This window comes from Amycolatopsis sp. NPDC039088 (genome assembly GCF_055598845.1).
Genome location: NZ_JBVKAE010000005.1, coordinates 49,412 through 73,290 on the forward strand (window position 1 = coordinate 49,412; position 23,879 = coordinate 73,290).

The window sequence follows — 23,879 nt, forward strand, 5'->3', positions numbered from 1 at the left end:
GGTGACAGTGTTCCCCGAACGCCGGTTACCGGCCGGTCGGTGGCGATAGTCGCAGGTCGGCGTGTCACGATGCTCGTGTGCCCCGTCCGTTCTCGGCTTATCTCCGCGTCTATGAGCCCCTGCTCGCGCTGGGTGATCCACCGGACGAACGCCTGCTGGAGGCCGTCGAAGCGGCCCGGCTCGATCGTTCGGCCGCCGGAATGCGCGAGCAGGCACTGTGGCTCAAGTCACAGCATGTCGGCCGGTTGCTGCCCGCCGAGCTCGCGGACGGCAGGCCATCGCCCAGTCTGATCACCGACGTCCTCGTCCTGGACCCGGAAGACGTGCCGGAGGGTGAGCACGGCGACGCGGGCCCGGGCCCGCTGGTCTGCCCGATGGAGATCCGCGCGCGTTCGGCCGCGGCGCTGGTGACCTTCCTCGGTGACGCCCACCCGGCGTTGAAGAACTCGGTCCTCGACGCGGGCGGCGCTTCACTCGACATGATCCGTTCGCGGGCGAAGTCGGCCATCGGTGATCTGACCGCCGGGGCCTCGCACACGCTCTCGACGACATGGACCGTTCCGCTCCCATGGTTCGTCCTGTTCGATCCCGGCATGCGCCGGATCAAACTGGGCAAGGGCCGCCACGACCCCGAACGCGAAGTGTCGTGGCGGGTCTCGATCGCCGACGCCCGGCATCGTGCCCGCGAGGTCGGTGACCTGCTCGAAGCGACCTTCGGTGACTCAGGGCCTGGCCGGGTGCTCCTCGAGACGCGACGCTGGCTCGACAGCTTCCACCCCGGCTCCGCGGTCGAACTCGACTACGGCGGTCTCGTGCAGCTCTTCGCCGACTCGATCCTGCAGGCCGACACGACCGCCGAAGAGGTGCACGACATCCTCGACGCGCTTCGCACCGGCAATGTCGACGAGTTGGCGGAACTGTTCGCCGACCTGCGGGACTTCTGGGGCGACCTGGCCGCGCGAGAACGCGCGAACTAGCCGAAGAGACCGGCGGTGACGCGCAGTTCGCCGACGGGTTTCCCGCCGCCGAGGACGACATCGCGCGCGAGATCCTCGGCCTCGTCACCCGGGTCGATGCCGAGGTGACGCAGGGTCGCGAGCAGCAGCGGGAGCCGGGCCCGCGCGGCGCCGTCGTCGATCTTGAGCGCCAGCGCGGTCCCGTCGGGGAGAGCGAACGCATGCACTCCCTCGGCGCCGCCCTTCGAGAGCAGGCCGTCGACGTTCCGCATCAGCACGGTGTCCTCGCGGCCGGTGCCGGCGACCTGCCACGGATGCGCGCGGACGGCGTCCGCGACGCGGCGTTCCGCGCCGCCGATGGCGGTGACCAGCCTGCCGAAGGAGCGGGCGAGGCCGGTGAGGGAGAACGCGAACAGCGGGGCACCGCAGCCGTCGACGCCGACCGTTTCGATCGGTTCGCAGGTGAGGTCGGCGATGGTGGCCTGGATGAGCTTTTGCAGCGGGTGGGTCGCGGCCACGTAGTCCGTGGTCGGCCAGCCGAGCTGGGCGCAGGTGCTGAGCATCGCGGCGTGCTTGCCGGAGCAGTTCATGGCGGCCCGGCGTTTCCCGGCGGCGGCCACGGCGAGCATGCTCGGCTCGTGCAGCGGGAACGCGGGCGGGCACGCCAGCGCGTCCTCGGTCAGCCCCGTGCGGGCGAGCATCGACAAAGCGCCCTCGACGTGGCCGGGTTCGCCGTTGTGCGACCCGCAACCCAGCGCGAGTTCTTCGTCGCCGATGGTGAGACCGGCGCGCAGCATCGCGACGGCCTGGAGCGGTTTGTTGGACGAGCGTGGGTAGACCGGCCGTTCGACGTCGCCCGCGGAGAACCGCACCGACCCGTCCGGGGCCGTGATCACCAGCGCGCCGCGGTGGACGCTCTCCACGAAACCGGACCGGGCGACCTCGACCAGGACGGGGTTCGTCACTCGGGTCCGCCGCGTTCGGTGTCGAGCAGATCGTCGACGGAAGCCGTGCCCTTGCGGTAACGGGTCGCGATCTCGGCGTTGATGGTGTCCATGACGCTCTGGACCTCGCGACGGTACGAGGAGACCGAAACCTCTTCGTCGGCGTACCGGTTGAGGGCGCTGACCAGCTTCTCGTCCGACAGGGTGCTCACGTCGGAAAGGTCCGTGTCGCCGATGAGTGCCTCGGCGAACCGCCGGTGCTCACCCGCCCGCGACGGCTCCAACCGCTGATGCCTGCCCGAACCCGTGGCCGGGCCGATCGCGTTGTCCGCCAGGATCGCGGCCAGCCGCTCGACGACGCTGCGCTCCCCGCCCGAACTCCGGCGCTCCTGCTCGGCCCGCACGATGTCGATACGCGCGTGCAACAGCCGCCGCAGGTACGACAGGTCGGTCTCCTCCTGCGCGGCCTCGTCACGGCGCTCGCGCAGCACGGAAAGGGGCAGCTCGCCGAGGTCGCTGAGATACCCAGGGCCGAGCACGCGGTCGATACGACGGCGACCACCGGGCCGGACTTCGATCACGCCGGTAGCTTATCGCGCTCCAGCGGAAATGTTCCGCAGGGCGCGATACCACAAGGATCTTTCGTCCTCCCGAAGACCTCCCGGCGCGCCGCTGCTCTTTCGGTTCCTTCCAGAGCGCGCCCCCCACCCGTCCCGGGGGCGGCCCCTGGTCCAGTCTACCGGGGGTGGGGGTGGAAAAGGGCTGGTCGGCGGGGTTGTCCACAGGTGGGCAGAGTTGTGGATAACCGGGGTGGACGCTGTGGACAGGGGCAAGTACGTGAAGGCCCCCTTCATTGCGATAGGCGCAATGAAGGGGGCCTTCACGTACTTCGATCGCGGGCGAAGGGCCACATCGAGCAGCGGTCGGCGACTGCCGCCGTTGCTCAAAGGTTCGAGATCCCCGGGCCTGGTGACGATGGAGGATTTGGGACGTTCAACGTCCCAAATCCTCCACCGTCGATCCCGGCACCAGCACGGACCGTCGTCCTCCTGCAGGTCACCGGCAGGGAAGGAGGCCTTCAAGGCGCAAAGCCCGAAGCCTCAGCTCCTCAGCCGTTGCGCGGCTTCCCGTCCCGGAGCCGGGGCCTCACCAGGGACGGAGTCCGGGTCGATGGCCGCCTGCACGACACGGTCCTCGGCGCCGACCAGCAGTTCGGCGCCCGGTCGCGTCGAGCGCTTGACCAGCGCGAGCGCGATCGGGCCCAGTTCGTGGTGCTGCACCACGCTGCCGACGCGGCCGACCGTCCGCTCGCCGACGACCACCGGATCCCCGGTCTCCGGCGTGATCTCCGGCGAACCGTCCAGATGCAGCAGCGCCATGTACCGCGGCGGCCGCCCGACGTTGTGGACCTTCGCGACGGTCTCTTGCCCGCGGTAGCAGCCCTTCGCCACGTGCGCGGCGGAGTCGACCCAGTTCACCTCGTGCGGGATCGTGCGGTCGTCGGTGTCGATGCCCAGCCGCGGCCGCAGCGACTCGACCCGCAGCGCGTCGAACGCCCAGCTGCCCGCGGGTCGCGCGCCCGCGTCGGTCAGCCGGCGCCACCAGGCCGCCAGGTCGGCACGAGGTACGGCGAGGTCGACGCTGTTCCGCCCGGGCCACGGCATCCGCCGCGCGAAGCCGCCGGGGATCGCGGCGACGGTGTACGCGTCCGAGCCCAGCGAAACGTCCACGGCGGCCAGGACGCGGTCCGCGTCGGGGCCGAGGACGGTCAGCAGCGCCAGTTCGCCGGAGACATCGCGGATGTCCACTTTGGACCAGAATTTCATCGCTTCGAGGTACTCGCGCAGCGGTTGCTTGCCACCGGACGGCAGCGCGCTCGACGCCACCGCGCCCCTGTCGCTGTCCAGCCACACCGTGCCGTCCGCGTGCGCGACGACCATGTGGGTGTCGACGCGGCCTTGGCTGTCCAGGACGAGCGCCTCGGTGCCGGTGCCTTCCGCGAGCCCGGTGACGTGCTGCGAGATCACCAAATGCAGCCAGGACAACCGTTCTTCCCCGGTCACGGCCAGGATCTCGCGGTGCGAACGGTCGATCACGACCACGCCGCGCGCCGCCGTCCGTTGCTCGGCGAACGGGTCTCCCCAATGCCACGGGACACCCTCTTCGGGATGCCCGTCGGGTGCCGCGATCGGTCCGGGAAGGTCGAGCAGGGGGGAGCGGTAGGGCATAAAACCCATGTTAGTGAGTACCGTGTCGGTATGCGCGTGCTTGCCTTTCTCGACGGGACCCTTGCCGACCCCGAAGCCGCTCACCTGCGGGTGGACGATCTCGGACTCCTTCGTGGGGACGGCGTGTTCGAGACCATCCTCGTAGTCGACGGGCGACCTCGCGAGCTTGGCCCGCATCTCGATCGGCTGGCCCGTTCCGCCGCCATGCTCGACCTCCCGGCGCCGGACCTCGCCGCTTGGGAACTGGCCGCGCAGACCGTCATCGACAACTGGACCGGCAGCGCCGAGATCGCGCTGAAACTGGTGTACACCAGGGGAATCGACGGCGACCCGGAAGAGAAGCCGTTCGGGTTCGCGCTCGGTGTGGAGATCGACGAGAAGGTGCAGCGCGCCCGTGTCGAAGGCGTCGCGGCGATCACCCTCGAACGCGGCATCGACCCCGGCCTCGCCGAGCGCGCGCCGTGGCTGTTGCTGGGGGCGAAGTCCATTTCCTACGGCGTCAACATGGCCGCGTTGCGCGAGGCGGGCCGCCGCGGCGCGAGCGATGTGATTTTCACCGCCGCCGACGGTTCGGTCTTCGAAGGGCCGACTTCGACGGTCGTCCTCGCGAAGGACAGGACGCTCTACACGCCGCCGGCGACCATCGGCATTCTGCCGGGGACGACGCAGGCGGCGCTGTTCCGTGGTGCCGAGCGGGCGGGCTGGTCGATCAAGGTCGAGCCGCTCCAGGTCGCGGACCTCAGCGAGGGCGATGGCCTCTTCCTCGCCTCCTCGGTCCGCAAGTTGACCAGGGTGCACACGCTCGACGGTGTCGCGCTGAGCGACTCCAGCGCGGTCCACGCCGAACTGGCCGCCGCCTACGAGAGCGAATACACGATCAGCTGAGCGGGCTGATGATCAGCAGATGCGGCAGGATCGCTTCCTCGCGGTAGGCCGCGATCTTGTGATGCCCGTCGAGGATCACCGCCGCGTCCGCGGTTTCCAGCACCACGGCCACCGGACGGTGCCCGCTCTTGATCGCCGTCCGGTAGTAGCCGACCCGCGAGACGTCGGACGGCGGCCAGTCCGCGCTCGGGGTCAGGTACCGGTCTTCGGCCAGTCGCTCGGGTCCGGTGACCTGGTACTCGCCGTCGGCGAAGAGATCGAGAAGCGGGCGGAGCGTGTCGCCGAGCGGGCGCCGCATCTGGCCGGTGGCCAGCGCGATCCGCAGCGACTGCGGCAGTTCTGGTTGGGTTGGGACGCTGTTCGTGTCGATGACACCCGTGCCACCGTCGACCTTTACCTGTTCCACATCCTCGTGGACGAGTGAAAGCGGAGAAGGGTTCCGGGACGAGCCTGCGCGAGTGCCGGGAGTGACGCCTGTCTCACCACGGCCGCCACCGGATAACCACCGGTAGTTGGATGATCCGCCAAGAATACGACCGGCAGCCCGTTCGGCGGCACCTGGATCGCACCGGTCAGCAGGCCTTCGCTCGGCAGCTCCCGCTCGGCGTAGTCGTGCTCGCGCGCCAAGGCGGTGCCGTCGAGCCGAAGGCCGACGCGGTTGGATTCCGCTGTCACCGTCCAGGTCTTCGCGAGCCCTGCCGCCAGTCCCGCGAACCAGTGAGCCCGCGGACCGGGGTCGACCGGCACGACCAGTTCCGACGGCACCACCGTGGGCAACACGACGTCGGCGCCGATCGGCACTCCGGACGGCGGACCCAGCGGGAGTCGGTCACCCGGGCGTAGCGGAGCGGGTCCGATCTCCGAGAGGACGTCGCGCGACCGGCTGCCGAGTTCGGCGTCGACCGCGATCCCGCCGGAAACCGCCAGGTAGCACCGTAATCCGGTGGCGGGTGCGCCGATCGCCACGACCTGGCCGGGAGCCAGCCGCACCGGCGCGTGCGAGCCGACGTCGCGGCCGTCCACCCTGACGGCGACGGGCGGACCGGTCACGGCGAACGTGCAGGACGTCTCCGCGCGCAGCCGCAGGCCGCCCAGCAGGCTCTCGACGCCTGCGGCGGATTCGTCGTTGCCGACGAGCCGGTTGGCCAGCTTCAGCGCCGGGGCGTCCAGCGCACCGGACGGCGGGACGCCGAGATGCGCGTATCCGGGCCTGCCGAGGTCCTGTACCAGTGCGAGCGGCCCGCTCTCGAGCACTTCGAGTGCCCTCATCCGGTGCTCCGGAACCGCACCCGGTCGCCGGGCGCCAGCAACGCGGGTTGGTCGGCGCGCGGGTCGAAAAGGACGGTCCGGGTGTGGCCGATCAGCCGCCAGCCACCGGGCGAGACGCGCGGATACACCCCGGTGAACTCGCCCGCGATCCCGACCGAACCCGGCGGCACCCTGGTGCGCGGAGTCGACAGCCTCGGCTGTCGGAGTGGTTCGGGAAGTCCTGTCAGGTAACCGAAACCGGGGGCGAATCCGGTGAAGGCCACGGTGTAGACGGCATCGGTGTGCAACCGTACGACGTCCTTTGTGGACACTCCGGCGTCCTGTGCGACGAGTTCGAGATCTTCGCCGTCGTAGGTGACGTCGAGGGTGATCTCGCGGAATTCGCCCTCGGGTGGATGTTCGAGATCGGCGCCGGACAGGAGTTCACGGACGGCCGCGAGGGCGCCCGAGCCCGGGGCTTCCACCACGAGCAGGCTGCGGGCGCCGGGAACGAGTTCGGCGACGCCGTCCGGGCGCGCGGCCGCGATCGTGGCGTGCGCCGCGATCGCCTGGGTCAGTGAATCGCAGTCGAGCAGGGCGGCGTGCTCACCGTAGGCCCGCCACCGCACGGGAAACGGTCAGCCCACCACGCGACGCAGCAGCGCCGACGTGTGCGGCTGCAGGTCCTGGCCCATCATGGCGCGTTCCTCGACGTACCCGAGGTCGCCGTTGTTGACGATGCCGTAGAGGCGCTGCGACGCCGTGACGTCCTTGGCCGACGACGTGCGGACGACGGCGTCGGTGCCCAGCTCCCAAGCCGGAACCGCGGCCTTGCCGCGCGGCTTGCCGTAGAAGAGTTCCACGATGCCGGTGTTGTGGGTCAGCAGCAGCTCGATCGTGTCGTCGGCCTGCGGACGCCAGAAGCCGGACTCCCGCGCGGCGGGACGGATGACGTTGCCGTCTTCGTCGAGCAGCCAGGCACGGGCCTCGTGCGTGAGGAAGGGACGGCCGTCGTGCGCGATGGTCAGCTGCATGCCGAACCGGTACGGGCCGTCGATGGTCGGGTAGTCGACCTCGCCTTCGCCGCGCCAAACGCCGACGAGCGGCAAGAGCGCCAGGCAGGCGTCATTGAGGTTCGGTCCCTCGCGCAGGTTCGCCGTGTCGCCCGGGACGGGCATGTCGTCGAACTGGGGGAGGTTGCGCTCGCGAGTGTTCTCCGCGCGCTTCTCCGCGGCCTGGATGGCCTCGTCGCCACTAGCCGTCATGGGTCAGCGCTGGTCGGCGTACAGCCGGTAGACGACGTACACGGCGAACCACGTGATCGCGACGCCGGCGAGCACCAGCAAGGTCGTAAACAGGATCTCCACGCCACGCACTTTAGTCGCTACCTGCCCGGACAGGCCTGCCGAGGTCGCGTGGCCGTGCCCACACGTGCCCGCAAGTACGTGAAGGCCCCCTTCACTGCGCTAGACGCAATGAAGGGGGCCTTCACGTACTTGTTCGTCAGGCGACCGAAATGGCCAACTGGTGGACGCCGGGTCCCTGAGCCGTGACGGAGGCTTCGCCGTTGCCGGAGCGGTGCAGCGCGCGCACCGTCCAGTCGCCGGGAGCCGCGTAGAAGCGGAAGTCGCCGTCAGCCGACGAGACCACCTCGCCGGTGAAGTCGCCGCCGCCGTCCAGCAACCGGACGAAGGCGCCGCCGACGGGCCCTTCCGCGCCGGTCACCTTGCCTGCCAGCACGACCTGGCCACGTGTGTCGTAATCGGCGGGCGTGGCCTCCTGGACCGGCGCGCCGCAGCTGTCGTCTGCCGCCATCATTTCGCTCCCAACTCGACCGGCACGCCGACGAGCGAGCCGTATTCCGTCCACGAACCGTCGTAGTTCTTCACCTGGTCGTAGCCGAGGAGCTCGTGCAGCGCGAACCACGCGATGGACGAACGCTCACCGATCCGGCAGTACGCGATCGTGGACTTCGACTCGTCGAGGCCCTCGTCGGAGTACAGCTCCTTGATCTCTTCCTCGGTCTTGAAAGTGCCGTCCTCGTTGGCGACCTTCGCCCACGGGACGTTCAGCGCGCCCGGGATGTGGCCGGGGACCTGGGACTGCTCCTGCGGCAGGTGCGCCGGGGCGAGCAGCTTGCCGGAGAACTCGTCGGGCGAACGCACGTCGACGAAGTTGCTGCTGCCGATCTCGGAGACGACCTCGTCGCGGAACGCGCGGATCGAGAGGTCCTGCTCCTTGGCCTGGTACTCGGTCGGCTCGCGCTTGACCTCTTCCGAGCTCAGCTCACGGCCGTCGAGCTCCCACTTCTTGCGGCCGCCGTCGAGCAGCTGCACGTTCTCGTGGCCGTAGAGCTTGAAGTACCAGTAGGCGTACGCGGCGAACCAGTTGTTGTTGCCGCCGTAGAGGACGACGCGGTCGTCGTTCGAGATGCCCTTCTCGGACAGCAGCTTCTCGAAGCCCTCCTTGTTGACGAAGTCGCGGCGGACGCCGTCCTGCAGGTCCTTGCGCCAGTCGAACTTCACCGCACCGCGGATGTGTCCGTTGTCGTACGCGGTCGTGTCCTCGTCGACCTCGATGAACACGACACCGGGGGTGTCCAGGTTCTCCTCGGCCCACTGGGTGGTGACCAGGACGTCTTCACGGCTCATGGAGCTGACTCTCTTTCTGGGTTAGGACGCGCGAGGGCTGGGACTGAAACGCTTGATGAGCAGGTACATCTCGCAACCGAGACAGAAGTTGAACGCCGCGTTGAGGAAGGCCGCCAGCAGCGCGAACGCCGTCGCGACGAACCCGAGCGCGGTGAGGCCGGTGGCGAAGCCGACGGTTCCGACGACCGCGAACACGAAACCGACCGCTTGGGCGAACCGCAGCGGGGCGGCGTCTTCGCGTTCGGACGTCGGGCCGAGGCGCGGCGCGACCAGGTAGCGATAGACCAGGGAGTACGGCGCCGGCTTCAGTCCGATGAAGGCACCGATCGCGAACACCACCGCCTGCGCCGCGAGCAGTGGCCACCACTGGGTGATGAGCACGACCGCGAGCACGATCGTCGTCAGGATGGCGGCGAAACGCGGACCACGGGGGTCGACGGCCGGTCCTGCGGACATGGTTCCTCCTGCACGAGCGACGGAAGAGGTGCGTGCCCGAGAGGGCGCGCAGGCATGAAGGCGTGATTCAGCGAATACCGGGCCGAGCCGGACACAGGCTGCTGCGAACGCGGCACAGATCCACTGCGCGGCGCTGGGTCAGCAAGGTTCGGGGCAGCCTGTTCACGGGCACGAGGGTACGCAGAGCTCCCTCAGGTTGGGAACCGTGTTCACACCTTGGGACGCTTCCCGAAATTCGGGATCAGACGCTCGCCAGGTGGGGCTTCAGGACTTCGAGAAGCTCCTGACCTCGGGGAACGCCGCCGACGCGGAAGACCTCCCTGCCGTCCGGCGTCAAGGCCAGCGTCGTCGGAGTCCGCAATACCGAAAGCGCCTTGGCGACTTCCGGGGTTTCGGTGACGTCGAGATCGACGTGGGTCAGCCCGTCGGTCTTCTCCGCGAGTGCCGACAGGATCGCGCGGGTGTGGCGGCACGGCGCGCAGAACGTCGTCGAGATCTGGACCAGGGTGACGCCTTCGGGTGCGAGGGCAGCCGAGACGCGCTCCGGCAGCGTGGCCGCGTCAGAGGCCTTCGCGGCCCTGATGCGTCCGTTGCGCGCCTGCAGCAGCGCCCCGACGGCGCCGCCGAGCACGAGTACGCCCAGCAGCACCCAAACCCCGGTCATTCGATCACTCCCGCGTCAAAATCAACCCTGCGGCTTCGCTCCGCTGAAGGCGACGTTCTTGCCCTCGCCCTTGATGGTCACCGAGCCGCTGTTCACACGCACCGAGGTCGGGGTCACCGAGAACGGCAGCGCGCCGGTGTCGATGGTCGCGTTGAAGTTCGGCAGCAGCGCGTCCTGCACCGCTTGGGGAACGACGGTGGTCTCCTTGTCATTCCCGAACTGCAGCCGCTTCGGCTCCAGCCGGATCTTCTGCCCGTCCAGTTCGATCATCGCGAAGCAGAAGATCTCCACCTTCTGACCGGCGATCTGCACGTTGCCCGACACCCGGATCCCGGCACTGGCGGAATCCACCGGCTCACCGTTCTCGTTCGTGGTCGTCGTGGGTTTGGTCTCGCCTTGCCCGCTGTCGCCGTTGCGGACGTAGTCCTCGGTGACCGGCTCGATCTTCAGGTTCTCGATCTTGTCCAGCGGCGCCTGCCGCGCGATGTCCGCGGCCTTGATCGTCACCTCGCCCTTGAGCGTGCCGACGACGATCGACTTGGTGTTGCCCGAGATCAGGTCCGAAAGCGGTGCCGTGACGTCGCTCAGGTCCGCGTTGAAGTCCACGTCACGCAGCTTCGGCGGAACGGGGACGCCCTGCGCGTTGATGGTGATGTGACTGTAGTCACCGGCGACGGCCTGGGTCAGGAACGGAAAACCGTGCACCGTGACCGCCGGATCGTTGGTCACGCCCAGCTGTTCGCGGGCCTTCTGGGAGATCGTGTGCTCGGCGAACGCCGCCGCCCCGAAATCGGCTCCGACCAGCAAGACCACCAGTACCGCGAGGGCGATGAGCCAGCCCCGGCCACGGCGCTTTCCTCGCTTGGCGGACCGGCCGGAAGACGGTCGGTCGTCACGCGCCACGGGCCTGCTCACCATCGCGTCGAATCTCCTTCTGGTTGTCCTTTGTGCAGGTGTGATCGATCCAGCACGGGGTAGGTGTCCGGCTGTTCACCCGCTATTCTCACTAAGCACCGGCTGTAGCCACGTTCGAGGCGACTACGAGTGAAGGCGGTGCGGCGATGAGCCTGGACCTTCTGGTACTGACTGCGGAAGCAGATGCCACTGCGGTTCTGCCCGCCCTGGATCTGCTGCCCCACACCGTACGCGTCCGTCCACCCGAGGTGACCGCGCTGCTCGACGCCGGCCACCGGGATGTCATCGTGCTCGACGCCCGCAGTGATCTCGCCTCCGCGAAGAGCCTTTGTCGCCTGCTCAAGGGCGCCGGAGAGGACGAGGCTTCCACGCCGATCATCGCCGTCGTCGGTGAAGGCGGCCTTGTCGCGGTCAGCGCGGAATGGCGCACCGACGACATCCTGCTCCCGACGGCCGGTCCCGCCGAGGTCGACGCCCGGCTGCGGCTGGTCACCACTCGCGACGGCGGCGCCGCCCAGGTCGACGCCGAGCTTCGCGTCGGCGAGCTGGTCATCGACGAGGCGACGTACACCGCGAAGCTCCGTAAGCGCACTCTCGAGCTCACCTACAAGGAGTTCGAACTCCTCAAGTACCTCGCGCAGCACGCCGGCCGGGTGTTCACCCGCGCCCAGCTGCTGCAGGAGGTCTGGGGTTACGACTTCTTCGGCGGCACGCGCACGGTCGACGTCCACGTGCGGCGCCTGCGCGCGAAGCTGGGCCCGGAGCACGAGCAGATGATCGGGACCGTGCGCAACGTCGGCTACAAGTTCGAGCGGCCCGCCAAGGGTTCGGTGGCCAAGCAGCAGGCCATCGCCCCGGACGCGAGCGTCTACGAACCGACCGAGCTTTCCTCGCACTGATTCCCCTTCTCTCCTGCCTGACAAGACGTCCGGGCGGGGACGGGGTTCCCGGGTAGGGTCGGTTTCATGCTCGATCTGCAGTGGACCGGTGAACCGGAAACGGAAGACGTCCGCCGCTTCCTCCTCGCCGTGCGCGAGGCCGACGGCAAGCCGGAGGACACCGGTTTCGCCGGTGGGCGACATCTACTGGGGCGCCTCGAGGGCGAGCTGGTCGCGTACGCGCACCTGAACACCGAAGGCGACTTGCACGGCAACCAGGTCGCCGAGCTGTTCGTGCACCCTGAGCATCGTCGCGCTGGTCATGGCAGAACACTGGTCAAGGCGCTTGTCGAGCACGTCGACGGGAAGCCGTTGCGGGTCTGGGCGCACGGGGACCACCCCGGCGCCGTCCACCTCGCCGGTACCGAGGGCTTCGAACGGGCCAGGGAACTGCTGATCCTGCACGCCGACGCCGAGACGGCCGATTGGCCGGAACCCGTGACGCGCGAAGGGATCACGCTGCGCACGTTCGTCCCCGGCCAGGACGAGGAGGCGATGGTCCGCGTCAACGCGCGCGCCTTCGACTGGCATCCCGAGCAGGGCGCACTGACCGCCGGCGAGGTCCGCGCGACCGAGACCGAAGCCTGGTTCGACCCTGAGGGCTTCTTCCTCGCCGAGGAGAACGGCCAGGTCATCGGCTTCCACTGGACGAAGGTCCACGAGGCGGTTCCGGGCCGATTCGGCGGCGAGCCCGTCGGCGAGGTCTACGTCGTCGGCATCGATCCGGACGCGCAGGGCGGCGGCCTCGGCAAGGCGCTCACGCTCGCCGGATTGCGGTATCTCCGCGATCGCGGGCTTGGCCAGGTGATCTTGTACGTCGAGGGCGACAACGCCCCCGCGCTCACCGTTTATTCGAAGCTCGGCTTCACCCGGTACGAGGTCGACGTTCAATACGCTCGGTAATCAGGTTCACACGTCTGGTCCTTGACCGGTCACGGAGAGCAAACGCGCAGGTCACGCGCGGGACACGGGCCACTTTCGGAGTAGTCACGCTGCTCACATCGGGCGCCTTGTTCACCTTTCGTTCACCCTTTGACGGTCACCTGTCCACTGTGAGTGCCTAATGTCCGGGTCCGGCAGGAACGTTCCCGTTCCACCGATCCGGCGAAAGTCTCCCAGTGGAGGAAATGCAGTGAAGATCATGCGGCCCGCGGGCGCGATCGGCATCGTGGCTAGCGCCGCCCTCGTGCTCGGTGCCTGTGGATCCGACCCGGCGGCGACGAAGCCCGGTGGCACCGGTGCCCAGGCCGCGCCGAGCGGCACGGCCGACGTCCAGTGCGGTGGCAAGAGCCCGCTTTCGGCCGAGGGTTCGTCCGCGCAGAAGACCGCCATCGACATCTTCGTGCAGGCCTACGCCGCCAAGTGCTCCGGCCAGAAGGTGAACTACAACCCGAGCGGTTCGGGCGCCGGTGTCAAGCAGTTCAACGGCAACCAGGTCGACTTCGCCGGTTCCGACTCGCCGCTCAAGGACGGCGAAGAGGCCGAGAAGGCGAAGGCCCGCTGCGGCGCCGACGCGTGGAACCTGCCGCTCGTGATCGGCCCGGTCGCGGTCGCCTACAAGCTCGAAGGCGTCGACAAGCTCACCCTGACCCCCGAGGTCACCGCCAAGATCTTCAACGGCGGCATCACCAAGTGGAACGACCCGGCCATCAAGGCGGTCAAGGGCAACGAGAGCGTCAACCTGCCGGACAAGGCCATCCAGGTCATCTCCCGCACCGACGAGTCGGGCACCACCGACAACTTCCAGAAGTACCTGAAGGTCGCGTCCAAGGGCGCCTGGACCCAGGGTGACGGCAAGAAGTTCAACGGCGGTGTCGGCAACGGCGCGGAGAAGTCCAACGGTGTCGCCAACGCGGTGAAGTCCACCGACGGCGCGATCACCTACGTCGAGGCCTCCTTCGCGAAGGACGGCCTCAAGTCCGCGCTGATCGACAGCGGCTCCGGCGGTGTCGAGCTGACGGCGGCGAACGTCGCCAAGGCTCTCGACGCGGCGAAGTTCAAGAAGGAGGGCACCAACGACCTCGCGCTGGACCTGGACTCGATCTACTCCAGCAACGTCGCCGGTGCCTACCCGGTCATCCTCGCCACCTACGAGATCGCCTGCTCGAAGTACGCCGACGCCGAGGTGGGCAAGGCCGTCAAGGCGTTCCTGACCGTCGCCGCCACGGACGGCCAGAAGCCGCTCGCGGACAAGGGTTACGTGCCGATCCCGCAGAGCCTGCAGGACAAGGTCCTGACCGCTGTCAAGGCCATCGCCTGACCCTGTTGCCAACCCCCAGGTTGACGAGTAAAGACAGGCTGGACAGAAGTAGTCGATGAGCGATTCGTCTTCGACCAGAACGCCCACCGGCGACCCCGGTGGGCGTTCTGCCGTCCGCGAGACCGTCCCGGAGGACCCGATTTCGCCGCAATCCGCCGCGTCACCGCCCGAGAAGTCCTCGGTGCCCCTCGCGAATCCCAAGTCCAGGACGGTGCGGCCCGGTGACCGCATCTTCCAGATCCTGACCACCGGAGCCGGCGTCTTCGTCGTCGCGCTGATCGGCCTGATCGGATTGTTCCTGCTGGTGCGCGCCATTCCGGCGCTGCAGGCGGACAACGTGAGCTTCCTGACCAGCCAGGTCTGGCAGACCGATCCGGGCGACATGCGGTTCGGCATCATGGGCCTGCTGCTGGTCACGGTCTATTCCGCGCTGCTCGCGCTGATCATCGCGATGCCGATCTCGCTCGGTATCGCCCTCTTCCTCACCCAATACGCGCCGAAGCGGCTGGCACGCCCCTTCGCCTACGTGATCGACCTGCTCGCCGCGGTCCCCTCGATCATCTACGGCCTGTGGGGCCTGATGGTCTTCGCGCCGACGATCGAGCCCTTTTCCCAGTGGGTCAACGACACCTTCTCGTGGATCCCGATCTTCGCGGCGGGCAACGTCTCGCCGGACATGCGCGGCACGATCTTCACCGCGGGCATCGTGCTCGCCGTGATGATCCTGCCGATCATCACCTCGTTGTCCCGTGAGGTGTTCGAGCGGACCCCGACCCCCCACATCGAAGGCGCGCTGGCGCTGGGCGCCACGCGCTGGGAAGTCATCCGCACCACGGTGCTGCCGTTCGGCAAGGCGGGCTACATCGGCGCGTCGATGCTCGGCCTCGGCCGCGCGCTCGGCGAGACGATCGCGCTCGCGATCATCCTGACCGGCGTCGTGGGCCGCGAGTTCACCTGGAGCCTCTTCGACGGCGGTGCCACGTTCGCCTCGAAGATCGCGGCGGACTACGCGGAACTCAACAACGAGATCTCGGCGGGCGCGTACATCGCGGCGGGCCTGGTGCTGTTCGTGCTGACGTTCGCCGTCAACTTCCTCGCGCGATCCATCCTCGCCAAGAAGGGGGACTGAGCATGTCCACCACGCTCGAGAAGACCCCTGCTCTCACCCCGGCCTTCCAGCAGGTCAGCCTGGCGAGGAAGAGCAAGAACGCGCTCGCGACGGTCCTGATCTGGCTGTCGTTCCTGATCGCCGTCGTGCCACTGGTGTGGCTGCTCGCGACGGTGGTCATCAACGGAGTCAAGCGGATCCCGTACAGCAACTGGTGGACCGAGGACTTCGGTTCGGTGCTGTCCGACGAGGTCGGCGGCGGCGTGCTGCACGCGGTCATCGGTTCGGTGCTGCAGGGCCTGGTGTGCGCGATCATCGCCGTGCCGATCGGCCTGCTGGTCGCGATCTACCTGGTCGAGTACGGCCGCGGCAGGCTCGCGAAGACCACGACGTTCATGGTCGACATCCTTTCCGGTGTCCCCTCGATCGTCGCGGCGTTGTTCATCTACGCGCTGTGGATCACCACGCTCGGCCTCCCCCGCAGCGGTTTCGCGGTGTCGCTCGCCTTGGTGCTGCTGATGATCCCGGTGGTCGTCCGCTCGTCCGAGGAGATGCTGCGGATCGTTCCGGACGACCTGCGCGAGGCCTCGTACGCGCTCGGTGTGCCGAAGTGGAAGACGATCATGAAGATCGTCCTGCCGACCGCGCTGTCCGGCATCGTCGGCGGCGTGATGATGGCGCTCGCCCGGGTCATGGGCGAGACCGCGCCGCTGCTGGTCCTCGTCGGCTATTCGGCCTACGTGAACTGGGACATCTTCGGTGGCGAGCAGGCCGCACTGCCGCTCCTGATGAACAACGAACGGGTCAGCAACCCGTTCAACGAGGGGACCGTCGCGTTCGACCGGATCTGGGGAGCCGCGCTCACCCTGGTGCTGATCATCGCGATCGTGAACCTCCTCGCCATGCTCTTTGCCCGTCTTGTCGCCCCGAAGAAGAAGTGAGCTGTTTGAGATGGCCAAACGAATCGACGTCAAGGACGTGGACATCTACTACGGCAAGTTCCACGCCGTGGACGGCGTCACCCTCTCGGTGCCGCCTCGGAACGTCACCGCCTTCATCGGCCCTTCCGGTTGCGGCAAGTCGACGGTGCTTCGCACGCTGAACCGCATGCACGAGGTCATCCCCGGCGCCCGCGTCGAGGGTGAAGTGCTGCTCGACGGCGAGGACATCTACGGCGCCGGCGTCGACCCGGTGCAGGTCCGCCGCACCATCGGCATGGTCTTCCAGCGGCCCAACCCGTTCCCGACGATGTCCATCCGGGACAACGTCGTGGCTGGCCTCCGCCTCGGCGGCACCAAGGGCAAGAAGGAACTCGACGAGGTCGCCGAGCGCGCGCTGCGCGGCGCGAACCTGTGGAACGAGGTCAAGGACCGGCTGAACCGGCCGGGCGGTGGCCTCTCCGGTGGTCAGCAGCAGCGGCTCTGCATCGCGCGGGCGATCGCCGTGCGGCCCGACGTGCTGCTGATGGACGAACCGTGCTCCGCGCTCGACCCGATCTCGACGCTGGCCATCGAGGACCTGATCGGTGAGCTCAAGAAGGAGTACACGATCGTCATCGTGACGCACAACATGCAGCAGGCGGCGCGGGTCTCGGACCAGACCGCGTTCTTCAACCTGGCTGGCGTCGGCCAGCCGGGTCGTCTGGTGGAGCTGAACGACACCGAGAAGATCTTCTCGAACCCGGACGAGAAGGCGACCGAGGACTACATCTCGGGCCGGTTTGGCTGAGCCTCCCTTTTGCGTGTGAAGGCCCCCTTCCCCTCGGGTCAGCCGAGGGGAAGGGGGCCTTCACACGCTTGGGGATCTTTCGCGTTTAGTCCTCTAAATGCGGTCCTTGCGTGTGCAACTACCGCATTCAGAGGACTAAACGCAGGGAAATCAGAGTTCGTCCGGGCCGTAGCCGGGCATCTTGCCGGTCACCACGAAGATCATCCGGCGCGCGACCGAGACTGCGTGGTCGGCGAAGCGCTCGTAGAAGCGGCCCAGCAAAGTGACGTCCACGGCCGCGGCGACGCCGTGGTCCCAGTCCCGGTCCATGATGACCGTGAACAGGTGCTTGTGGATCTCGTCGACCTCGTCGTCGTCCGACTCGATCGTGCGGGCGGCTTCGACGTCCTTGGACTTGATGACCTGCTCGGCCTGCCTGGCCAGCTTGACGGCCACCTCGCCCATCTTGGCGAAGTCGCCCCGCACGGCCTCGGGCAGCACGGGGTCGGGGTGACGGCGGCGCGCGGCCTTGGCCACGTGCAGCGCCAGATCGCCCATTCGCTCCAGGCTTTCCGCCGCGTGGATCGCGGCGAGGACGGTCCGCAGGTCGGTCGCGACGGGCGCCTGCAGGGCCAGCAGCGCGTACGCCTGCTCCTCGCATTCAGCGCGCGCGTCGTCGACCTTCGCGTCGTCGCTGATCACCTGCTCGGCGAGTCCGAGATCGACCTCGAGCAATGCCCTGGTCGCACGCTCCATCGCGTCGGCGACCTGGAGCGACATGCCCGCTAGGTTCTCGGCGAGCTGTTCGAGTTCGACATGGTAAGCCTCACGCATGGCCCAACCCTACGGGGAAGAGAGGCCAAAAGCCGCATCGCAGAGTGAACCTGACGTGAACCCGGACTAACGAATGATCCCTCGGCGGATCTTCAGCCTGAGCTGCTGCTCTTCTTGGCGCCGCCGGACTTGGCGGAACTCGTCGGAGCGGACGCCGTGCTGCTCGCCGGGGGTTCGGGGGACTTCTCTTCCAGCGGCGTGTTGTTGATCAGCGCCTCGAAGAGGGCCTTCGACTTGCTTTGCAGCAACACCTCGTTGCCGCGGTTGTTGGCCTCGCCGGTGGTGGGCACGGTGAGGAACTTGACCTTGCCCGAGTCCAGCCCGCGCATCGACTTGGCCAGCGTCATCATCTGCTTGATGCCGAGGTTCTCGCCGAAGGTGGCCTTGGCGAACGCGTCGATGAAACCGCTCAGCTTGCCGGTGTCCAGGATGACGTCCTTGGACATCACGGTCTTCAGCAGCGCGCCGAGGAAGGCCTGCTGCCGCTTGATCCGGCCGTAGTCCGACGTCGGGTCGCCCTTGACGTGTCGCGCCCGTACGTAGTTCAGCGCCTGGTCGCCCGAGATCCGGACCTCGCCCGCCTGCGGGATGACCATGCCGAGCGTCGTGTCGTCGATCGGCTTCTCGTTGTACACGGTGACGCCCTGCACGGCGTCGACCATGGACTTGAAGCCGTTGAAGTCGATGCCGACGAAGTGGTTGATCTTCATGCCGGTGATCTGCTGGACGACCTTCGTGACGCACTGCGGGCCACCGACCGCGTAGGCGGTGTTCAGCTTCGCGATCTTCTGCGCCGGCGAGGTCTGGTCCGAGTACGACGAAGTCGCCGGGTCCCAGCGCTTGCATTCGGGGCGGTTGACCTCGAGGTCACGCGGGAACGACACCATCACGACGCGCTGCCGGTCGGCCGGGATGTGCGCGATCATGACCGTGTCCGAACGCGCACCCGGAGTGCCGTCCGTGTCACCGACACCGTCCTCGGCCGCCGCGCCGTCGCGGGTGTCGGAACCGACCATCAGGAAGTTCTCGTCGCCGGTCTGGCCGGCGGCGTCCTGGATGTCGGCCGAGTCCTCGTCGAGCGAGGCGACGGTGTTGAACTTCGCGTCGAACCAGGTCTGCGCACCCCACGCGGAGCCGATGGAGAGGAACACGAGCGCGGCGACCACGGCCGCCGCGATCCGGCCCGCCTTGGCGCTCTGCTTGGTCTTGCGTTCCTTCTTCTCCTGCAGGCGGGTCTGCGGCGCCTGCTCGGCTTCGGCAGGGTCGCTGTCGGTGGTCGTGACCACGCGCTGCAGTGCCGTACGGGTCTGCTCCAGCAGGGCTGCCGGGCGGGAAGCGAGCCGTTCACGCCGCTCGCGCTTCTTGGCCTCTTCGGCTTCGAGTTCGTCGTGCGCGGCGGAGAACCGGGCGAGCGTGTGGTCGATCTTGCGCTTGACGATCGTCGCGTCGTCGATCGCCTCGAGTTCGTCGGTCATCGTGAGCCGGTCCATTTCGGACCGGTCCGGAACGTCACCGGAAATCGACTGCGGGACGGGCGGAAGCGGGACCGGTGCCTGCTGGATCGGCCGCTGCGGCGGGCGGCGGGGACGGCGGGGCGGCGACGGCGCCGCGGGCTGCTGCTGCGCGCCCGGGTTCACCACCGGCGGACGGCGCTGCGTCGGTGCTTCAGGGCTCGGCGCGGCCTGCGGGGTGCGGCGCGGCAGACGTGCGCGAGGCGGACGCGGCGTCTCACCGGCGTGCGGGTTTCGTGGCGGTACCGGTGCTTGCGGCGTCACAGCCTGGGCCTGCGGCGCGACGGGGCGGGCCGCGCGGGGCGCCGACGCCGGGTTTTCGGCCGGGGTGGCCGGACGCGGACGTCGAGGTGCGGGTGGTTCCACCTTCGCGGCGTGCGAACCGGGTCTCGGAGGCTCCGGCGTCGGTTCGGCCTGCCGGAGGCGACGCGGAGCCGGTGCCTCGGCTTCGGGGTCGAAGATCGGCCGTTCACCCGTATGACGTGCGACGACGTCGGAAACGCTGATCCCGCCGTGGGTCTCCATCGAGCGGCGGCGGCCGCGCTGCCCGCGTGCACCGGCGCTGCTGTCGATGGTGCTGTGGCGACCGGTCCCCGGGTTGTGGTGCTCGTCGGGCACTCGGTCTCCTTTCACAACGGGCGTCGAAGCTCTTTCGTTATCGTACGGACACCTCAGGTTCGTGACGACAACCATCCCGGAATTTTCTGCACACAAGGTACCGAGAAGCGCCGAACGGTCCATGCGATCGGGTGAGCGGTCCTGGTTAAAGTATCGTTAAAAGGGGCGATACCGTTACGCAGAGTGTGCCATTGCCCGAGTGAGTGGCTAGGCCCCCGCGGACTCCGCCGAGTTCATCGAACGGGGAATCGTCCGTGACGATTCGTTATCGTGATACGCCACTTTGTTACGGCCTGCCCGTTTCGCCATATACAACAAAGCGTCGGCGCGGCGCAACTGTCGTTCCGGTTCCGCCGTTTCCCGCGCGCGGCCCGGTTCCGCGCGGTTTTCGTGTGCGAGTCCCACGCTGATCGTCACCGAGAGGCCGGGCCGGATTCGCGCCCACGGATGGCGGGCCACCCGGATCCGGGCGGTGTCGGCGATGCGCACCGCGCGGGCGGCGTCGACGTCCGGCAGGACGAGCGCGAACTCCTCGCCGCCGTAGCGGGCGCAGAACGCCTCCGGCGGAAGTCCTTGCTGCAGCAGGTCGGCCACTTCGCGCAGGACCCGGTCGCCGACCAGATGCCCGAACGTGTCGTTGACCTCTTTGAACAGGTCGAGGTCGACCAAGGCGATCGCCATCCCGGGCGGGCCGTGGTGTTCGACGGCCGCTCCGTGCAGCCATTGGTCGAGGTAGCGCCGGTTGTAGCTGGACGTCAGGGTGTCCCGCAGGCTGCCGGCGCGGGCGAGGTCGAAGGCGGACCTGAGATGGTGGTAGGCGCGCCGCCAGTCGCCCTGGGTGGCGAGCACTCCGGCGATCGATTCGTGGATGCTGAGCAGATCCGTACCCGGCGCGCCCGGGGGGAGCGCGGCCTCGTCATCGGCTACCACGCTCACCTCCGCCACGAATTGGTTTTCGTCGTACAGGAGGGATCTCTTGAGGTATCGGTACGGGCCAAAGTGAATATCGCTCAAGTGGACGACGGTTCGGCACCATTGTCACGCACCGAAGTACCGTTCCGTAAGGACGAAAACGGCTCGACGTCTTTGAGCTGGGAAAACTGATCCTTTGCCCAGTAACTCACGTCAGTCCCATCGTCATTCAGCAACAGTGCGTAATCATTCCAGCTCAGCCAACGCCAGTCGCCGACCTCGTCCGGATGCGGCTCCGGGTCTTCGTCGACCCAGGCGACGAAGACCGGGCAGAACTCGTTCTCGACCACTCCCTCGAACGGCGGCGTCCGGTAGCGGTACTTCGGGAGGACGCAACGGAGCTCGTCCAAACGGGGCAGTCCCAGTTCGAAGGCGGCGCGGCGGCGGACGGCCTCCTCGATCGGCTCACCCGGTGCGGGATGGCCGCAGACACTGTTGGTCCAGACCCGCGGCCACACCTTCTTCGACGCGGCACGGCTGGTGATCAGCAGGGCCTGGTCGCTGCGGCGCAACAGATAGCAGGAGAACGCCAGGTGTAGCCGGGTGTGCTCGTGGTGGGCGGACAGCTTGGGCGCGGTTTCGCCGGTCGGTTCGCCGTCCTCGGTCACGTAGACGATGCGTTCGGTGTCCACTTCGGTCGTGTTGTTCACCGGGCCCACTGAACCACTCGGCTCGCTGTAACCGGTACCGCGACCAGAGTTACCCCTGTTAGTGGGACGAGAGGTGCTCCACGAGCAAAGAAGTGACGGCCTCCGGCGCCTCTTCCACCACCCAGTGGGAGGCGTCCTCGATCATCTCGAAGCGGTACGGGCCGGTGACGCGGTTCGCGGTGTCGAGCGCGGCCGTCGAACCGAAGGCGGCGTCCTCGGTGCTCCAGATGTAGAGCGTCGGTACCTCGATCGGGCCGATCTTCCCGTCGGGACGGCCGGCGCGGTACCAGTTGAGCGCGGCCGTCAGCGCGCCCGGTTCGGACAGTCGCCGGACGTACTCGTCGACCTTGGTCGGCGGTACCTTCCAGTCGAAGATGCGGCGCAGCGCGTCGGCGTTGTTCTCGAGCATCCGGCGTTCCGTGACGCGGGTCTGCCGCCATTCGGTCATGTACCCCGAACGGAGATGCTGGTCCTCGTCGGTCTTCATGGCCTCCGCCAGCGCCGCCGGGTGCGGCGTCGAAATGACGGCGAGACTGCGGAGCCTGCCGGGCCGCGCGTCGGCCGTCCACCACGCCACCGCGCCGCCCCAGTCGTGTCCGACGAGGTCGAATTCCTTCCACCCCAAGCGATCCGCGATCGCGATGACGTCACCGACGAGATAGTCGATGTTGTATTCGGACGCCTGTTCCGGCCGGACGTCCGGCGAGTAGCCACGCTGATCCGGTGCCACCGCGCGATATCCGAGTACGCCGAGGGTCGCGACCTGGTGCTCCCATTCCACCGCGGCCTCGGGAAACCCGTGCAGCAACAGGACGGGGCGGCCGTCTTCGGGACCTGCCGCGATGGCGTCGAAGGAACCGGCGTCGGTGGGGATGGTCAGCTGCTCGATCACGACGCCGACTTTACGGCCTTCCGTTTCAGGTGCGCGGCAAGGCATTGACGACGAGTGTCACTTGATCGTCTAATGAGCGCCGCGGCTGATCTCCGGCCGCACTGGGGAAACTGGGGTAACACATGTCGAAGAGTTGGAGGCGCCGGCTCATCGTCGGCGCCGCTTCCGTCGCGCTCTCGGGTGGAATCGGTGTCACCGCGGTGAATGGAAATTCGCCTACAAGACCAGGGGCACCTGAGTCGTGAACGAAGGCGCTCCCGCCGGACAGTCCGGCGGGAGCGTTTTTCGTCTCAGCCGCCGGAGTGCATGTCCTCGGCTTCGGGGACGCAGTCGTCGTCCGGGTCGTCGAGCCAGCCGTGCGGCAGCGTGACCTTGCCCGGCGAACCCTGCCGCCCACGCGGTCCGGTGGCGGCGCTGGGGAACGGGGCGTCGTGGTCGAGTTTGGCGATGAGGTCGTCGAGCTCGTCCATACTGGACAGCATCGCGAAACCGCGGCGCAGTTCGGAGCCGACCGGGAAACCCATGAAGTACCAGGCCATGTGTTTGCGAATGTCGCGCATGGCCTTGTCGTGACCGTCGTGCTCGACGAGCAGTTCCGTGTGGCGGCGCAGAACCTTCGCGACCTCGCCGAGATTCGGCGGCGTGGGCTGCGGGCGCCCGGCGAAGGCGGCTTCCAGTTCACCGAACAGCCACGGCCTGCCCAGGCAACCACGTCCGACCACGACGCCGTCGCAACCGGTCTCGTCGACCATGCGCAGTGCGTCCTCCGCGGAGAAGATGTCACCGTTGCCGAGCACCGGGATGCTGGTGACGGCTTCCTTGAGGGCGGCGATCTTCGTCCAGTCGGCCTGGCCGGAGTACCGCTGTGCGGCGGTGCGCGCGTGCAGGCTGACCGCCGCCGCGCCCTCGGCCTCGGCGATACGCCCGGCGTCGAGGTAGGTCAGGTGGTCGTCGTCGATGCCGACCCGGAACTTGACCGTGAACGGCACGCCCGCCTCGGCCGCGGCCTTCGCCGACTCGCGCACGATGTCGGCGAACAGCTTGCGCTTGAACGGCAACGCCGCGCCGCCGCCCTTACGCGTCACCTTCGCGACCGGGCAGCCGAAGTTGCTGTCGATATGGTCGGCCAGGCCCTCGCCGGTGATGATGCGGACGGCTTCGGCCATGGTCTTGGGGTCGACCCCGTACAGCTGCATGGACCTGGGCTTTTCGTTCTCGCCGAAGGTCATCATGTGCATCGTGCCGGGATGCCGTTCGACCACCGCGCGGGCGGTGATCATTTCGCAGACGTAGATGCCGGCGCCGTACTCCTGGCACAGCTGGCGGAAGGCGACGTTGGTGATGCCGGCCATGGGAGCGAGCACGACCGGGGGATCGACCTCGTAGGGGCCGATCTTCAGGCTGGGCTTGCTCAGGGTGGCAGTCACGTCCTCCATTGTCGC

General features: G+C 68.0%; 26 protein-coding genes. 8 read left to right on the plus strand and 18 right to left on the minus strand.

Annotated features, from left to right (window positions below; genetic code table 11):
- Nucleotides 1–77 precede the first annotated feature (77 nt).
- Nucleotides 78–977, plus strand: coding sequence for a DUF8083 family protein (locus ACZ7KI_RS08075; protein WP_470272465.1), 900 nt, complete (start codon nt 78–80; stop codon nt 975–977).
- On the opposite strand, the gene ACZ7KI_RS08080 is transcribed toward ACZ7KI_RS08075, so the two are convergent.
- The 3 genes from ACZ7KI_RS08080 to ygfZ form a co-directional block, all read right to left on the minus strand.
- Nucleotides 974–1,921, minus strand: coding sequence for an asparaginase (locus ACZ7KI_RS08080; protein WP_470272466.1), 948 nt, complete (start codon nt 1,919–1,921; stop codon nt 974–976). The two genes, ACZ7KI_RS08075 and ACZ7KI_RS08080, sit on opposite strands and share 4 nt — an antisense overlap.
- Nucleotides 1,918–2,481, minus strand: coding sequence for an RsiG family protein (locus ACZ7KI_RS08085; RefSeq protein WP_470272467.1), 564 nt, complete (start codon nt 2,479–2,481; stop codon nt 1,918–1,920). The genes ACZ7KI_RS08080 and ACZ7KI_RS08085 overlap by 4 nt, the downstream gene beginning before the upstream one ends.
- Nucleotides 2,482–3,000: 519 nt before the next feature.
- Nucleotides 3,001–4,128 (minus strand): CAF17-like 4Fe-4S cluster assembly/insertion protein YgfZ, encoded by a 1,128-nt coding sequence (gene ygfZ / locus ACZ7KI_RS08090; protein WP_470272468.1) that lies wholly within the window; start codon nt 4,126–4,128, stop codon nt 3,001–3,003.
- A gap of 30 nt (nt 4,129–4,158) precedes the next feature.
- On the opposite strand from ygfZ, the gene ACZ7KI_RS08095 reads away from it, so the two are divergent.
- Nucleotides 4,159–5,013 carry an aminodeoxychorismate lyase gene (locus ACZ7KI_RS08095; RefSeq protein WP_470272469.1) on the plus strand — a complete coding sequence of 285 codons (855 nt, stop codon included), beginning with the start codon at nt 4,159–4,161 and terminating at the stop codon, nt 5,011–5,013.
- Here the strand turns inward: ACZ7KI_RS08095 and ACZ7KI_RS08100 are convergent.
- The 9 genes from ACZ7KI_RS08100 to ACZ7KI_RS08140 form a co-directional block, all read right to left on the minus strand.
- Nucleotides 5,006–5,419, minus strand: coding sequence for a hypothetical protein (locus ACZ7KI_RS08100; protein ID WP_470272470.1), 414 nt, complete (start codon nt 5,417–5,419; stop codon nt 5,006–5,008). The genes ACZ7KI_RS08095 and ACZ7KI_RS08100 overlap by 8 nt on opposite strands.
- On the minus strand, nt 5,407–6,282 hold the full coding sequence (locus ACZ7KI_RS08105; RefSeq protein WP_470272471.1) for a 5-oxoprolinase subunit C family protein: 876 nt from the start codon (nt 6,280–6,282) through the stop codon (nt 5,407–5,409). Before ACZ7KI_RS08105 ends, ACZ7KI_RS08100 begins: the two co-directional genes overlap by 13 nt.
- Nucleotides 6,279–6,890 carry a 5-oxoprolinase subunit PxpB gene (gene pxpB, locus ACZ7KI_RS08110; protein ID WP_470272472.1) on the minus strand — a complete coding sequence of 204 codons (612 nt, stop codon included), beginning with the start codon at nt 6,888–6,890 and terminating at the stop codon, nt 6,279–6,281. Before pxpB ends, ACZ7KI_RS08105 begins: the two co-directional genes overlap by 4 nt.
- Nucleotides 6,891–6,899: 9 nt before the next feature.
- Nucleotides 6,900–7,526, minus strand: a complete 627-nt coding sequence (locus tag ACZ7KI_RS08115; protein WP_470272473.1) for a heme-binding beta-barrel domain-containing protein — start codon at nt 7,524–7,526, stop codon at nt 6,900–6,902.
- A gap of 238 nt (nt 7,527–7,764) precedes the next feature.
- Nucleotides 7,765–8,076: a DUF1416 domain-containing protein gene (locus ACZ7KI_RS08120; protein WP_061981918.1), complete on the minus strand. Its 312-nt coding sequence runs from the start codon at nt 8,074–8,076 to the stop codon at nt 7,765–7,767.
- Nucleotides 8,076–8,912, minus strand: a complete 837-nt coding sequence (locus ACZ7KI_RS08125; RefSeq protein ID WP_465499922.1) for a sulfurtransferase — start codon at nt 8,910–8,912, stop codon at nt 8,076–8,078. Before ACZ7KI_RS08125 ends, ACZ7KI_RS08120 begins: the two co-directional genes overlap by 1 nt.
- Nucleotides 8,913–8,933: 21 nt before the next feature.
- The gene (locus ACZ7KI_RS08130; protein ID WP_470272474.1) at nt 8,934–9,368 is read right to left on the minus strand and encodes a DUF4395 domain-containing protein; all 435 of its coding nucleotides are present in this window, start codon (nt 9,366–9,368) and stop codon (nt 8,934–8,936) included.
- Nucleotides 9,369–9,609: 241 nt separating this feature from the next.
- Nucleotides 9,610–10,032 (minus strand): TlpA family protein disulfide reductase, encoded by a 423-nt coding sequence (locus tag ACZ7KI_RS08135; RefSeq protein WP_470272475.1) that lies wholly within the window; start codon nt 10,030–10,032, stop codon nt 9,610–9,612.
- A 21-nt stretch (nt 10,033–10,053) separates the two neighbouring features.
- Nucleotides 10,054–10,950: an LmeA family phospholipid-binding protein gene (locus tag ACZ7KI_RS08140; RefSeq protein ID WP_470272476.1), complete on the minus strand. Its 897-nt coding sequence runs from the start codon at nt 10,948–10,950 to the stop codon at nt 10,054–10,056.
- A gap of 143 nt (nt 10,951–11,093) precedes the next feature.
- Here ACZ7KI_RS08140 and ACZ7KI_RS08145 point away from each other — a divergent pair, with 143 nt between their 5' ends.
- From ACZ7KI_RS08145 to pstB, 6 genes are all read left to right on the plus strand, one after another.
- A complete protein-coding gene (locus ACZ7KI_RS08145) occupies nt 11,094–11,846 on the plus strand; it encodes a winged helix-turn-helix transcriptional regulator (protein ID WP_465499918.1) in 753 nt (250 codons plus the stop codon).
- 66 nt (nt 11,847–11,912) lie between these two features.
- Nucleotides 11,913–12,788 (plus strand): mycothiol synthase, encoded by an 876-nt coding sequence (gene mshD, locus ACZ7KI_RS08150; protein WP_470272477.1) that lies wholly within the window; start codon nt 11,913–11,915, stop codon nt 12,786–12,788.
- 229 nt (nt 12,789–13,017) lie between these two features.
- Nucleotides 13,018–14,145: a phosphate ABC transporter substrate-binding protein PstS gene (pstS, locus tag ACZ7KI_RS08155; RefSeq protein ID WP_470272478.1), complete on the plus strand. Its 1,128-nt coding sequence runs from the start codon at nt 13,018–13,020 to the stop codon at nt 14,143–14,145.
- Between the two features lie 211 nt (nt 14,146–14,356).
- Complete coding sequence (gene pstC / locus ACZ7KI_RS08160; RefSeq protein WP_470224386.1) at nt 14,357–15,274, plus strand: phosphate ABC transporter permease subunit PstC; 918 nt, start codon at nt 14,357–14,359, stop codon at nt 15,272–15,274.
- A gap of 2 nt (nt 15,275–15,276) precedes the next feature.
- On the plus strand, nt 15,277–16,194 hold the full coding sequence (pstA, locus tag ACZ7KI_RS08165) for a phosphate ABC transporter permease PstA (RefSeq protein WP_470272479.1): 918 nt from the start codon (nt 15,277–15,279) through the stop codon (nt 16,192–16,194).
- A gap of 10 nt (nt 16,195–16,204) precedes the next feature.
- On the plus strand, nt 16,205–16,981 hold the full coding sequence (gene pstB / locus ACZ7KI_RS08170; RefSeq protein WP_037320403.1) for a phosphate ABC transporter ATP-binding protein PstB: 777 nt from the start codon (nt 16,205–16,207) through the stop codon (nt 16,979–16,981).
- Between the two features lie 150 nt (nt 16,982–17,131).
- On the opposite strand, the gene phoU is transcribed toward pstB, so the two are convergent.
- From phoU to dusB, 6 genes are all read right to left on the minus strand, one after another.
- The gene (gene phoU / locus ACZ7KI_RS08175) at nt 17,132–17,794 is read right to left on the minus strand and encodes a phosphate signaling complex protein PhoU (RefSeq protein WP_470272480.1); all 663 of its coding nucleotides are present in this window, start codon (nt 17,792–17,794) and stop codon (nt 17,132–17,134) included.
- A gap of 92 nt (nt 17,795–17,886) precedes the next feature.
- A complete protein-coding gene (locus ACZ7KI_RS08180) occupies nt 17,887–19,284 on the minus strand; it encodes an LCP family protein (protein ID WP_470272662.1) in 1,398 nt (465 codons plus the stop codon).
- 846 nt (nt 19,285–20,130) lie between these two features.
- Nucleotides 20,131–20,868: a GGDEF domain-containing protein gene (locus ACZ7KI_RS08185; protein ID WP_470272481.1), complete on the minus strand. Its 738-nt coding sequence runs from the start codon at nt 20,866–20,868 to the stop codon at nt 20,131–20,133.
- A 65-nt stretch (nt 20,869–20,933) separates the two neighbouring features.
- Nucleotides 20,934–21,545: an isopentenyl-diphosphate Delta-isomerase gene (idi, locus tag ACZ7KI_RS08190; RefSeq protein WP_470272482.1), complete on the minus strand. Its 612-nt coding sequence runs from the start codon at nt 21,543–21,545 to the stop codon at nt 20,934–20,936.
- A 58-nt stretch (nt 21,546–21,603) separates the two neighbouring features.
- Nucleotides 21,604–22,437 (minus strand): alpha/beta fold hydrolase, encoded by an 834-nt coding sequence (locus ACZ7KI_RS08195; RefSeq protein ID WP_470272483.1) that lies wholly within the window; start codon nt 22,435–22,437, stop codon nt 21,604–21,606.
- A gap of 290 nt (nt 22,438–22,727) precedes the next feature.
- Nucleotides 22,728–23,873, minus strand: a complete 1,146-nt coding sequence (gene dusB / locus ACZ7KI_RS08200; RefSeq protein WP_034314478.1) for a tRNA dihydrouridine synthase DusB — start codon at nt 23,871–23,873, stop codon at nt 22,728–22,730.
- Nucleotides 23,874–23,879 lie beyond the last annotated feature (6 nt).

Excerpts from the sequence above, each read along its gene's own strand:
- ACZ7KI_RS08145 (WP_465499918.1), top strand. The coding sequence starts at position 11,094 with ATGAGCCTGGACCTTCTGGTACTGACTGCGGAAGCAGATGCCACTGCG.
- pstB (WP_037320403.1), top strand. The coding sequence starts at position 16,205 with ATGGCCAAACGAATCGACGTCAAGGACGTGGACATCTACTACGGCAAG.
- mshD (WP_470272477.1), top strand. The coding sequence starts at position 11,913 with ATGCTCGATCTGCAGTGGACCGGTGAACCGGAAACGGAAGACGTCCGC.
- ACZ7KI_RS08125 (WP_465499922.1), bottom strand. The coding sequence starts at position 8,912 with ATGAGCCGTGAAGACGTCCTGGTCACCACCCAGTGGGCCGAGGAGAAC.
- ygfZ (WP_470272468.1), bottom strand. The coding sequence starts at position 4,128 with ATGCCCTACCGCTCCCCCCTGCTCGACCTTCCCGGACCGATCGCGGCA.
- ACZ7KI_RS08120 (WP_061981918.1), bottom strand. The coding sequence starts at position 8,076 with ATGGCGGCAGACGACAGCTGCGGCGCGCCGGTCCAGGAGGCCACGCCC.
- dusB (WP_034314478.1), bottom strand. The coding sequence starts at position 23,873 with ATGGAGGACGTGACTGCCACCCTGAGCAAGCCCAGCCTGAAGATCGGC.
- ACZ7KI_RS08095 (WP_470272469.1), top strand. The coding sequence starts at position 4,159 with ATGCGCGTGCTTGCCTTTCTCGACGGGACCCTTGCCGACCCCGAAGCC.
- ACZ7KI_RS08140 (WP_470272476.1), bottom strand. The coding sequence starts at position 10,950 with ATGGTGAGCAGGCCCGTGGCGCGTGACGACCGACCGTCTTCCGGCCGG.
- pstA (WP_470272479.1), top strand. The coding sequence starts at position 15,277 with ATGTCCACCACGCTCGAGAAGACCCCTGCTCTCACCCCGGCCTTCCAG.
- ACZ7KI_RS08115 (WP_470272473.1), bottom strand. The coding sequence starts at position 7,526 with ATGACGGCTAGTGGCGACGAGGCCATCCAGGCCGCGGAGAAGCGCGCG.
- ACZ7KI_RS08130 (WP_470272474.1), bottom strand. The coding sequence starts at position 9,368 with ATGTCCGCAGGACCGGCCGTCGACCCCCGTGGTCCGCGTTTCGCCGCC.
- phoU (WP_470272480.1), bottom strand. The coding sequence starts at position 17,794 with ATGCGTGAGGCTTACCATGTCGAACTCGAACAGCTCGCCGAGAACCTA.
- ACZ7KI_RS08180 (WP_470272662.1), bottom strand. The coding sequence starts at position 19,284 with ATGGACCGGCTCACGATGACCGACGAACTCGAGGCGATCGACGACGCG.
- ACZ7KI_RS08105 (WP_470272471.1), bottom strand. The coding sequence starts at position 6,282 with ATGAGGGCACTCGAAGTGCTCGAGAGCGGGCCGCTCGCACTGGTACAG.
- ACZ7KI_RS08135 (WP_470272475.1), bottom strand. The coding sequence starts at position 10,032 with ATGACCGGGGTTTGGGTGCTGCTGGGCGTACTCGTGCTCGGCGGCGCC.